This window comes from Streptococcus parasanguinis (assembly GCF_964238605.1).
Classification (GTDB): Bacteria; Bacillota; Bacilli; order Lactobacillales; family Streptococcaceae; genus Streptococcus; species Streptococcus parasanguinis_AJ.
On record NZ_CAXSMM010000006.1, the window covers coordinates 90,967 to 102,768 of the forward strand.

At 42.4% G+C, this 11,802-nt stretch carries 8 protein-coding genes; all 8 read right to left on the reverse strand.

The genetic code is table 11. The annotated features are described in order from the left end of the window. The coding region (locus ACESR9_RS06290) for an accessory Sec-dependent serine-rich glycoprotein adhesin (RefSeq protein ID WP_373106110.1) at nt 1-3,604 on the reverse strand (3,604 nt) is incomplete at its 3' end. Nucleotides 3,605-3,841: 237 nt separating this feature from the next. Further along, nucleotides 3,842-5,299, reverse strand: a complete 1,458-nt coding sequence (gene gltX, locus ACESR9_RS06295) for a glutamate--tRNA ligase (RefSeq protein WP_373106082.1) — start codon at nt 5,297-5,299, stop codon at nt 3,842-3,844. A 169-nt stretch (nt 5,300-5,468) separates the two neighbouring features. Continuing rightward, nucleotides 5,469-6,251, reverse strand: coding sequence for an alpha/beta hydrolase (locus ACESR9_RS06300; protein WP_373106085.1), 783 nt, complete (start codon nt 6,249-6,251; stop codon nt 5,469-5,471). Between the two features lie 69 nt (nt 6,252-6,320). Next, nucleotides 6,321-7,982, reverse strand: coding sequence for a ribonuclease J (locus ACESR9_RS06305; protein ID WP_373106087.1), 1,662 nt, complete (start codon nt 7,980-7,982; stop codon nt 6,321-6,323). Nucleotides 7,983-8,185: 203 nt separating this feature from the next. Continuing rightward, a complete protein-coding gene (locus tag ACESR9_RS06310; RefSeq protein WP_049473337.1) occupies nt 8,186-8,728 on the reverse strand; it encodes a hypothetical protein in 543 nt (180 codons plus the stop codon). 1,015 nt (nt 8,729-9,743) lie between these two features. Beyond that, the gene (locus ACESR9_RS06315) at nt 9,744-10,508 is read right to left on the reverse strand and encodes an ABC transporter ATP-binding protein (RefSeq protein ID WP_070586758.1); all 765 of its coding nucleotides are present in this window, start codon (nt 10,506-10,508) and stop codon (nt 9,744-9,746) included. Next, nucleotides 10,505-11,371, reverse strand: a complete 867-nt coding sequence (locus tag ACESR9_RS06320) for an ABC transporter permease (protein WP_003008955.1) — start codon at nt 11,369-11,371, stop codon at nt 10,505-10,507. Before ACESR9_RS06320 ends, ACESR9_RS06315 begins: the two co-directional genes overlap by 4 nt. Before the next feature lie 89 nt (nt 11,372-11,460). After that, nucleotides 11,461-11,646, reverse strand: coding sequence for a hypothetical protein (locus ACESR9_RS06325; protein ID WP_373106091.1), 186 nt, complete (start codon nt 11,644-11,646; stop codon nt 11,461-11,463). Nucleotides 11,647-11,802: the final 156 nt, after the last annotated feature.

Here is an 11,802-nt window from a genome sequence, read left to right on the forward strand (position 1 = left end):
ATACGGATGCTGACTCAGATGCCGATGCGCTCAATGACGCTGATTGGCTTGCTGAGGTAGATGCTGATGCTGAAGCCGATGTGCTCAATGATGCTGATTGGCTTGCTGAAGTTGATGCTGATGCTGAAGCCGATGTACTCAATGACGCTGATTGGCTTGCTGATACGCTTGCTGATTCTTGCGCTGATGTGCTCAACGATGCTGACTCAGATGCCGATACTGACGCTGATTCTGATGCTGATTCGCTTGCTGATTCTTGCGCCGACGTGCTCAACGACGATGACTCAGATGCTGATACCGATGCTGATTCAGACAATGATGTAGAAGCTTGTTCTGATACAGACTGTGAGTTAGATACAACTTCTGATAATGATTGTGAAGCTGATGTTGATGCTGATGCTGAATTTGAACCTGAATCTGATTGTGATTCCACTTTCAACTTATAGATATAAGTAACATTCTTCTCACCTGAAGCCACTTTACCAGTCGTATCATCATCACCTGTCCAGTGACCTTGGCTGTCAACTTGACCTACTGGGTAATTACCAGCTTCTACAAGTTCGTAAGTCTTACCTTCGAACTTAATTTCTTTAGGACGATTATCTACTACAGTATCATAATCCTTCTCAAGTGGTTGATCTTGCTCATCAATAACAGATCCCATGATCGTATTTCCGTTAATATCTTTATAATGAACAAAGACACTTCCAACTTCTTCATAAACGTAAGTAATGGTAGATTTTGGTTTGTCAACTTTACCAGTAATAGGATCTGAAGATTTCAAATGACCATTTTCATCAACACCTCCTACTGGGTAATCACCTTTAGGAACAATTTTATAGGTCTTACCATCAGTTGTCTTGATGATATTTGGTTTTTCACCTTTTTCAGTTGTATCATATGGTGTGTCATATGGTGATTTAGGTGTATCTTGACGAGATTTTTGGATTTCGTTACCTTTCGTATCTACATAAGTGATAACAACTTCACCTTCTTTTGGTGTTTCTTTCACTTTATAGATATACGTTACATTCTTATCTTCTTTAGCAACTGAACCTTTAATATCATTTGAAGATTTTAGGTGACCATCTGAGTCAACTTCACCAACAGTATATGTACCTGCTGGTACCAACTCGTAAGTTTTACCGTTGTACTCAATTGTATCTGGACGGTTATCTACTACTGTGTCATATGCTTTGTTGATAGGTTGTTTATCTTCATCTGTTACTGAAGCTTTAATAGTTGTTCCTTCAGTATCTTTATAGTGAACGTAAACATTCCCTTTTTCATCTGTCTTCTTGTAGTAGTGCACTGTATCACCAGATGGTTTTTCATTTGCTGATGGAATTGAGTATTGGACACCAAATCCACCAACAGTCTTAACTGGATTACCAGATGCATCTGTCTTTATTGTCTTACCATCAGGAAGCAAGGCATACTTAGTACGTCCACCGATAACGTTCTGTGTATTACCACCTGCTACTGAATTTTCAGTTCCCTTAGGTTCATCAATGAACATATAGTTAGCATCACCAACATGACCTTTTGCAAACCAACCTGTAACATATGCAAAACCTAATGGTGGGTTATCGCTAGGATTATGCCAAGGAGAAACTGTTAATTCGTAATCACCATTTTTACTTGCAACTGTATACTTATCAGTTTCCATGTTTGTTGCAGATGGAATATACTTTTCACCTGGTTTAATAACTGGTGTTGTGTAAACTAGTGTGTAACCAGTCGTATCAGTATTATTAGCCATAGTAGCTTCATTATAGGTTGAAACTGCTGATGGATCCAAAACATAAAGTTTTGTTACTGTTGAACCATCGTTAGCTACAACTTCACGGATACGTTTTACGTAATAATGTTGGCGTCCACCTTTAAGTTCTGCATACTTAGTACCTACTGTACCACCTAGCTCACCAGACATTGTTGAAGCATCCGCTTGTTGGTACAAGACATAACCTTCAAATGAACGTGGATTTGAAGCCGTATAATTTTGACCTTGAATACCAGTTTGTGTATATGAAGCAAGTTCTGTTTCATTTCCAGTTGGTTTATAACTTTGAGTTGTTGTATCTGATGATGAACGTGAAGCATCATAAGTCGATGAAGTTGTATCAACTACTTTATAGTGAGTTGTTTGGCTCATCTTAGTTGATGGCACACCAACTTCTACGTTAGGTTTAGATTCACCTTGGTTGGCTGGAGTCAAGTAGTCAAAAATTTGTTCTGTCTTTTTAGCAAACGCAGTCTCTTCATTGTTCTTAATAATAGCATCCACACTTGCAGAACCACCATCTGTAGAAGCATTGTAAACAAAGTATGGGTAATATTTATTAGCTGAAAGATTACCTAGGTTTACCTCTTTACCAGAGTTGGCTGAAGTCAATGTTGTATTTGCAACTTCATTTCCTGTTGTTTTATCTACCAAACGAACATAAACATCAGGATTGTTTGTGCTAGTTGTCTTATCAATTGACAAAGTCACATAATAGTTTGTGTTATAAGCTTCGTTGTAAGATTTAAGGTTCCAAACACCGAATGTCAAACGACCTGAAGCTGGGTCAGCTGAGTATCCTGCAGGAATGCTTGTCGCTTTGTCTGTAAGTGTTGCACCGTTAGCATCGTCCATACCTGGAGTTGCGTCAACACCTGCTGAAAGTGTATTTGAAGTAGCGATTGGTGCCAACTGAGCTGAAATAGCTGGAGCACCATTTACTGTTGTGTTTCCAGTAAATCCTGCTGCAGTCAAGGTTGCCATCATGTCATCTACTGACTTGCTCAAACGTTCGCGTTGGTCTGCGTAAGATTGAGCTGAAGCATTAGCGTTGATCAAGCTGTTGCTTGCTGTCAATTCTGTTTGAACTTTAGCGATGGCAGCATCAAGTGCTGCTTTCTTTTCTGGAGCTGAAACAGTTGCTGAGTAGTCTCCTGCAATCTTGTTCAACAATGCTGCTTCTGAAGTGTTTTGTTCCAAAACAACTTTATCTTCAGCTTTCGCTACTGTTGTAGTGCTTTCTACACTTGCTTCAGAGCCAGCTGCTACAGTTGATTCGCTTGAAGCTGCTGAAAGTTCTGCTGAACCTTGTTCGCTCAATGAAGCTGAGTGAGATACAGATACGCTTGTAGAGGTTGAAGCACTTGCAGATGCAGAAGCGCTAGCTGATTCTGTTGTTGACTCAGTTGTTGATTCTGTAGTTGATTCTGTAGTTGATTCAGATTGAGATTCAGTTGTTGAAGTTGTACCAAGTACAGTACTTCCTTGCTCTACAAGAGCTTCACTTGAAAGCTCAGATGCAGTCGCAACGTCTGATCCTGTTTCATCTGCTTTTGCAGTATTTGCTACTGTAGCTGCACCAAGAACAGCACCAGCTGCTACGATCCCTTTGAGCAAGCCACGGCTTGTCATTTCTTTCACTGATACTGCGTCTTCACGCACTTCAGCTACAACAGTCTCTTCGACTTGACCACGAATGACTTTCAAAAGACCAAAGTTAGAAGTCGCAGCACGCAACCAGTTTTTACCTGATTTGATCAATTTGAAACGGGTCACACGATCCGTTTCACGGAATTCACCGTTCGAACGTTTAAAAAACATTTCTGTCTCCTTATTACATTTTTTATTTCCCTAACATTATAGACTAATCTGTCGATTTTTGGAAGCAATTATCCTTAATTATTGCTATTTTTTTATAATTTTTGTTTTAGATAGTGATAAAATCGTTTTCAGTAGGATCAATTTGTCAAACCGGGGCAATTTTTTGAAAAAATCCTATAATACTTTTACTTTAGAGGTAAAACAAAAAGCCCCATTTAATAGGGACTTTTCTGATAATTATCTGATTTTTTCCAACATGTTTTCAATGTGTTGGATGGATTTTTTGCGTCCAAGCAAGTAGATGGTATCTGGCAATTCAGGACCATGCATTTCACCTGAAACGGCGATACGGATTGGCATAAAGAGATTCTTCCCTTTGATCCCAGTTTCTTTTTGAACTGCTTTGATTTGTGGGAAGATATTTTCTGCTACAAACTCATCGTCTGACATGGCTTCGAGTTTCGCTTTGAAGGCTTCAAGTACAGTTGGCACGGTTTCACCAGCCATGACTTCTTTCTCTGCATCTGTCAACTCTGGGAAGTCTGAGAAGAAAAGGTCTGTCAATGGAACGATTTCGTCCACCGACTTCATTTGTGGTTTGTAGAGTTCCACTAATTTTTCAGCCTTGTCTGTCAAACGTCCTGCTTCTTCGAGGAATGGTTTGGCCATTTCAAAGATGGTCGCAAGATCCGCATTCTTGATATACTCATTGCTCATCCAGTCCATTTTCTTTTGGTCGAAAGCAGCTGGAGACTTGCTGAGGCGATTTTCATCAAAGAGCTTGATCAGTTCTTCGCGAGAGAAGATTTCGTCTTCCCCACCAGGGTTCCAACCAAGAAGAGCGATAAAGTTAAAGACTGCTTCTGGAAGGTAGCCTTTCTTCCGGTAATCTTCGATGAACTGAAGGGTATTGGTATCCCGTTTAGACAACTTCTTACCTGTTTCAGAGTTGATGATCAAGGTCATGTGACCAAACTCTGGCGCTTCCCATCCAAGCGCTTCATAGACCATGAGTTGTTTTGGAGTGTTGGCGATGTGGTCATCTCCACGGATAACATGAGAGATTTGCATATCGTGGTCATCGATGACAACGGCAAAGTTGTAAGTTGGGTAGCCATCTTTCTTCTGGATGACCCAGTCCCCACCGATATTGCCACCTTCAAACTCGATATCGCCTTTGACCATATCGTGCCATTTGTAGATACCAGACTCATTCACTGCCAAACGAACCGTTGGAATCACACCCGCTGCTTCACGCTCTGCGATATAAGCAGCTTTTTCTTCTTCGCTCATGCCAAGGTATTCGTTGATATAGCGAGGTGTTTCACCCGCTGCTTCTTGGCGTTCACGTTCAGCCGCTAACTCTTCTTCAGTGACGTAAGATTTGTAAGCTTTTCCTTCCGCCAAGAGTTGGTCGATGTATTTTTGATAAAGTGGTAGCCGTTCAGACTGGCGGTAGTTTTCATGCGTCTCAGGACTTTCATCCCAGTCCATGCCCAACCAACGCAGGTTTTCAAGCTGGGAACGTTCTCCGTCTTCGACATGACGTTTGCGGTCCGTATCTTCGATACGGATGATAAAGGTTCCACCATGATGGCGCGCATACAAGTAGTTAAACAATGCTGTACGAGCATTTCCGATGTGTAGTAGTCCAGTTGGACTTGGTGCATAACGCACACGAATATCTTTTGCCATATTTCTCTCCTCTTATCTTGTTCGCTATTTCTAGCTCATTTTTCAATCGTTCCTATTATACCATAAAGAAAGCAGGACTGAAATGAATAAGTGGCCTTTCTAGCTTTTCTTCCTATATATAAAAAAAGCCAGAACAAATGCTCTGACTTATATCCAATCTATTGCTATCTTAGCTTAACCGTTCTTCTAATTCAAAGTCAATTGGCAGGGTTTGTAAAAAGTGCTCCAACTCACGTTCCCAGTAGAACCATTCGTGCTTACCTGGGCTGTGGGTATAGGTGACATCCAAGCCTAATTTTTCTAATTCCTTGACTTCAAAATTATTGGCTTCATAAAGGAAATCCTGCTCCCCACACCAGATCCATAGTTTGGTCTTCTTATCTGAAAACTTCTTGGCAGCCGTCTCTAGCGAATAGGAACTGGTCGTCCAATCCTCAATCTCTCCAAAAATTCCCTTCCAAAAAGCTGGTCGTTCCAAGTCATTGTTTTCAAAGTCTCTATCATGGAAACTTAAAGCACCAGAAAAACTAGCCGCATGAGAGAAACGATTTGTCTTGAGAGCCAAGAGCATCGATCCGTAGCCGCCCATGGATAGACCCGCAATAAAGGTTTTCTCCCGTTTCTTAGTCATATTCGGGAAGAAGCGAGAAAGAGTCTCTGGCAATTCTTTCGCAATGGCCGTGTAGTAGTTGTAGCCATACTGTGTATCTGTGTAAAAGCCATTATTGGTGTTGGGTAGGACCACGATCAGATTGGTATTGCGCAGGATGCGCTCCACATTGGTCCGCTTCAACCAGGAGTGGTGGTTGCCATTCATCCCGTGTAAGAGATAGAGAACAGGAATATCCGTATCCGCTGGATCTTCCACGCGCGATGCATCGGGATAAAGGACGGACACCCCCCACTCCATCTTCAAAGCTTCTGAATAATACTCAATCTGCATAACTGCCATTTGCTTTCCTCTTCCTACTGTTAAAAACACTCGGCAAGCCTTCGCCCGCCAAGCGTTTCATTTCTTCTATTATTTTACTTCCATCACGACTGGTAGGATGGCTGGACGACGTTTGGTTTGTTCAAACAAGAACTTAGACAAGTTGTCGCGTACCAAACCTTTTAACTCACCCCAGTCAAAGCTATCTTGTGTCAAATAATCTTCGACGCTTTGGTTGACCAATTCGCAACTTTCACGAAGAATATCCCGACTCTTCTTAACATAGACAAAACCACGGGTGTGCACGCGCGCTTTGGAAATAATCTTCTTCTCTTTGCGATTCACGGTGAGCGCCACGATAAAGATCCCGTCTTCTGACAAGACCTTGCGGTCACGAAGGACGATATTGCCCACATCCCCAATGGCATTCCCATCAATCATGACATCTCCCGCTGAGACACTACCGGCAGGAACGAAGTCACCCTTTTCATACTCCATCACCGTTCCGCGTTTTGGAATAAAGATATTTTCAGGCAAGATACCGACTTCCATCGCCACTCGTGCATGGGCATCCAATTCACGGTACTCCCCTTGGATTGGGAAGAGATATTTAGGACGAAGAAGGTTGATCATCAACTGCAAGTCCCGCGCGTTTCCATGACCAGATACGCGCAAGCTTGACGTGATCAATTTGACAACTCCACCTGCTTGGTAGACCATGTTTTCTACACGTGCCACTACTGCTTCTTTGGCAATAGACGGCGTTGTGACGATGTAGACCAAGTCCCCATCTTTGATTTCCACATAGCGGTGACGACCAATCGACATCTTACGCAAACCATTGATCGGTTCACCCATCCGGCCTGTTTCCAAAATGATCAATTCATGATCCTCAAAACGGCTCATTTCTTTTGGCTTGATCAAGAGTTTTTCGTTGGCAAGAGACAATTTGTTCAAGCGAATAGCTGTGCGGACGATGTTTTCCACATCAAACCCTGTCAAGACCACTCGACGGCCAGTCTCAGCCGCAGCATCAAAGACCTGCTGGATCCGAGAAAGGTTGCTGGCTACCGCCGCTACGATGACACGACCATCCCAGTCTGCAATCGTATCTAAGATGGCATCGCCTACTTCTTGCTCACTGGCAACTTGAATATTACTATCCGCATTGGCTGAATCACTCAAGAGGGCAAGCACACCTTCGCGTCCAATCTCAGCTAGGCGAGCAAAGTCTGTCGCATACGACTCGCTGGCAGTTTGGTCAAATTTAAAGTCTCCTGTGTAGACGATATTGCCCTCAGGAGTGCCAATCACAATCCCGATACTTTCAGGGATGGAGTGGGTTGTTTGAAAGAAAGACACGACGGCATCACCAAAATCAATCTCAGAATTCTGATCGATGACATGGAAGTCGTTGAATTTCTTCACACTGTCATTGCTTTTGACAAAGAGTTTAGCCAACTCAATGGTCAACTCTGTCCCGAATACAGGGACTTTCGCTTCCGCCAAAAGATAAGGCAAGGCCCCAATGGCATCCGCGTGACCATGGGTCAAGAAAACACCCGCAATGCGGTCCTTGTTTTCAAATAGATAATCCATGTTGGGGATAACGACATCCACCCCAAGTTGCTCATTTTCTGGATACTTCAAACCTGCATCCAAGACAAAAATCGAATCGTTCACTTCGGCAACGTAGAGATTTTTCCCATTTTCTCGAACACCGCCAAGAGTGACTAATTTAATACTACTCACTGTTGTCTCCTTTAGTGTGATTATTTTAATACTTACGGTCCTTGGTCGCCCAAGTCGAATTACAGCTTTGCAAATACTTGCATATCCACTCTATTATACAATTTTTTTCTCTTTTTTTCAAAAAGCTTTCCACAGCAAAAAAGTCCTCTCATCTGAAGTAGATGAGAGGGCTTCTAGGCGCCTATTTTTAGGGGGAAAAGACCCTAAAGATGGTAATCTCCCCGTTTATTTTCAATGATCCGCATAGCTGCCTTGATCACATGAAACTTGCCTAACAATTCCTCTAAGCGCTTACTATTTCGCTCGCTCAATTGGCCGTTCTTGACCGCTTGGGACAGGCGATAAAAATCATCCAAGTCCTCCCCAATGTTTTCAAACAGCTCTTTGGCTTCCTTGAGTCGGTAGCGATTGACTAGGTGGTTCACATCTTTTTTGAAGGAAGCGACATTGTTTTCGTGAATGTCCGTATAGGCTTCCTCTTCTTCCTTAGATTCTTGGTAATTAACCGCCTTAAAGCAAGTGATGAACTCCCGACTTTTGATATTGCAGACAAAGATGACGCCATCACTGGCTACATAGGCTTCTGTGTTGGCGGGTTGAACCACATTACTATCATAAGGAGAGAGGGAGGAGAGGTGTTGGTTGATCCACTTATTCAAGTGCTGATCATCTACGCCAAAGCGCTCAAAAGCTCTTTGCCGAAAATGGTCCCGACAACTATATTCTTGCGCATACGACAATCCCATACTCTCACCTCCTCCTGAGTATTTTATAAAAATGGCCTCCAGTCTTACGGGACTAGAGGCCTGGTCTGCTTCACTGACTTGGTGCAATTAACCTTTTGGCTAACAAAACAATGTTTATGATGTTGATTTCATTTAATAGTATTTGTGTAAAATACCAGAGGTTTTCTTTGCTATCCTAAATCCAAATGATTAGTTTTCGACTGGACGCATCGAAGTTTGAAAACCTTTACAAAAAGCTTCTACCTACTATTTCCACGTTTTCTTATGTCTCCGGACAAACTAAGCAGGTTTGCCCGACCGTCCAACCGATCCGACACACACGACATGACTACTCTTTTACGATAAGAGCATGAACAGATATCAGCAAAACAGGCCTAAAACGAAGTAACCTAAATTTTAACTCGATAAGGCATTGGTATCAATCCCTTCTTCATCTTTCTAACTATATTATACTCAACCCCCTTAGCGATTGCAAGCGTTTCCATCTGAAACTAGTTCCTATTTTTATGTGGTTTTATAGATGATTTAAGAAAAAGAAAAGAGGCTGGGACAAAAGTCCTAGCCTCTCAATTATTTTTGGATTGTCGAGCAAGACGCAGTGGTTGAGTGGGCTCTAGTACGCTGATTTCATCAGCTTTTACAGCCCTACTTAACTGTGCGGAGGTGGGACGACGAAATCGAATTCTAACGAATAACCGATTTCTGTCCCACTCTCTAGCATGCAAACAAACTACTTCTACATCAAACCACCTAAGTATGTCGCTTCTGGCCTACTCCCTATTTTCACTTTATCCGCTACGCCCTTTGTATCTTAGCGAAATGCGACAGGACGAAGGTGGATCGATACCATCCACCTGAGGAGTTAGTGAGTCGTGTAGGCAAGGTACCATAGTACTTGCCGTTACACGAATTGAACACGGGCTGCGGATTGTGTCAAAAAGATGAATTCTCCTAGAATCTGAAGATTCTGCGTCGAATTCCCTATTTTGACTGTATCCGCTACGCCCTTTGTATCTTATTCTTTCTCAAATAATTGATAGTAGTCTGCGATGGTCATTTGGGCTTTTTCTTCTTGATTGAGATCTTGGACGATGTGTCCGTCTTTCATCACAATCAAGCGATTTCCATATTTCAAAGCATCTTCCATATGGTGGGTGATCATAAGAGCTGTGAGGGCATCTTGTTTCACAAACTGATCCGTCAAGGTCATGAGGGCCTGACTGGTTTTTGGATCCAAGGCAGCAGTGTGTTCATCTAAAAGCAAGAGTTCTGGGCGTTTCAGTGTCGCCATCAACAGACTCAAGGCTTGTCGTTGCCCACCCGATAGAAACTCAACGGCTGTGTCGATATGATTTTCCAAGCCATTGCCAATCTTAGCAAGGACTGTTTGAAACTCTTCTTTATAGCTGGCCAAGTGCCGCGGAATCAAGCCACGTTTTTCTCCGCGAAACTTCGCTACCAAGAGGTTTTCCGCAACCGTCATGCGAGGCGCTGTCCCCATTTTAGGATCTTGAAAGACCCGCGATAGGTACTTGGCTCTCTTTTCAGGAGAATAGTTTGTTACATCTTCCCCCAAAATATAAATCTTCCCACTGCTCACCGGAAGCGTCCCAGCAATGGTATTAAAGAGGGTTGATTTTCCCGCTCCATTGCCCCCCAAAATCGTGATAAAATCATGCTCTCGAATTTCCAAGGAAACATCATCCAGAATGACTTTTTCTTCGTTCATCCCATTGCTCACGGCTTTGGTTACATTTTTTAATTCTACAATTGCTGTCATTTACTGAGTTTCGCTCCTTTCATGATTTTTCCCTTAAAGGTTGGAATCATCAGGCAGATAGCCAAGATCAAGGCACTGAAGATTCGAATATAGCTGGTATTGATGCCAAGCGCAATCACGGCCCAAATCAAAAATTGGTAGGCGATCGATCCGATCGCAATACTGAGCAAGCGCTCTGTCAAAGTGACATTTGAAAAGAGCACCTCTCCAATAATGAGGCTGGCAAGCCCAATAACAATGACACCAATCCCACGTGAAGCATCCGCATAGCCTTCTTGTTGGGCCATCAGTGCACCAGAAAGAGCAATAATCCCATTTGAAATGACCAAGCCCATCAACTCCATCCGGTCAGTGTTGATCCCAAAACTCTTGGCCATATCTGGATTGTCCCCTGTCGCAATATAGGCTTGACCCAAGCGTGTATCCAAGAAGAAGATCAAACCAAGGATCACAAGCGTTACGAAAATCAAGCCAATCAGAATCTCATTGAACCCACTGGCAAAAGGAAGAAATTCCTGAATTTTTTTATAGCCCAGAAGTCCCAAATTGGCCCGCTGCATGACAAATAGAATGACCGAGTTACAAGACGTCATCACGAGGATCCCTGACAAGAGTGTCGGGATTCTTCCTTTTGTGTAGAGAAGACCCGTCGCAAGTCCTGCCAAGCACCCTGCTCCAATAGCAGCCAGCGTCGCAAGGAGTGGATTGACCCCTTTGGTAATCAAGGTCACCGCCACCGCTCCTCCAAGCGGGAAAGAACCTTCTGTCGTCATATCTGGAAAATCTAGAATTCGGAACGTCATAAAGATTCCTAACCCTAAAATGGCCCAAATCAAACCTTGTGAAACAATTGAATTAATCATAGTTTCTCCCTTCGATAATAGTAGTTTAATTGTAACATAAATATGGAGGAGAACCTATAGGAAATTGTCATCAATTCCCTTTTCATGCTTTATAAAAAACCAAAAGGTTTTGCCTTCTGGTTTTTAATCGTGAGATTTTTTAAAGGATTAAAAGAACATCTTAATCTTCTTTTTTCTTTCAAGCTAGACCCAAATCTGTTGCGATCACACCAAGTAAGCCAAGGCTCGTAAGAGCGGTTGCTGATTTCTTTTAGTAATAAGGTTTTTACAAGCATTTCTCCTCTATTTACTTTTATCACTAATTTGTACCTTTTTTAAAATGAGAGGAAATTTTGTGTCAAACGTTTTTCATTTGTTCATTTTTCTGAATCAAAAACCTTTATTTAGTGCGGTTTTCTAATAATTTCATGAAAGTTTACATGTCGACTTTC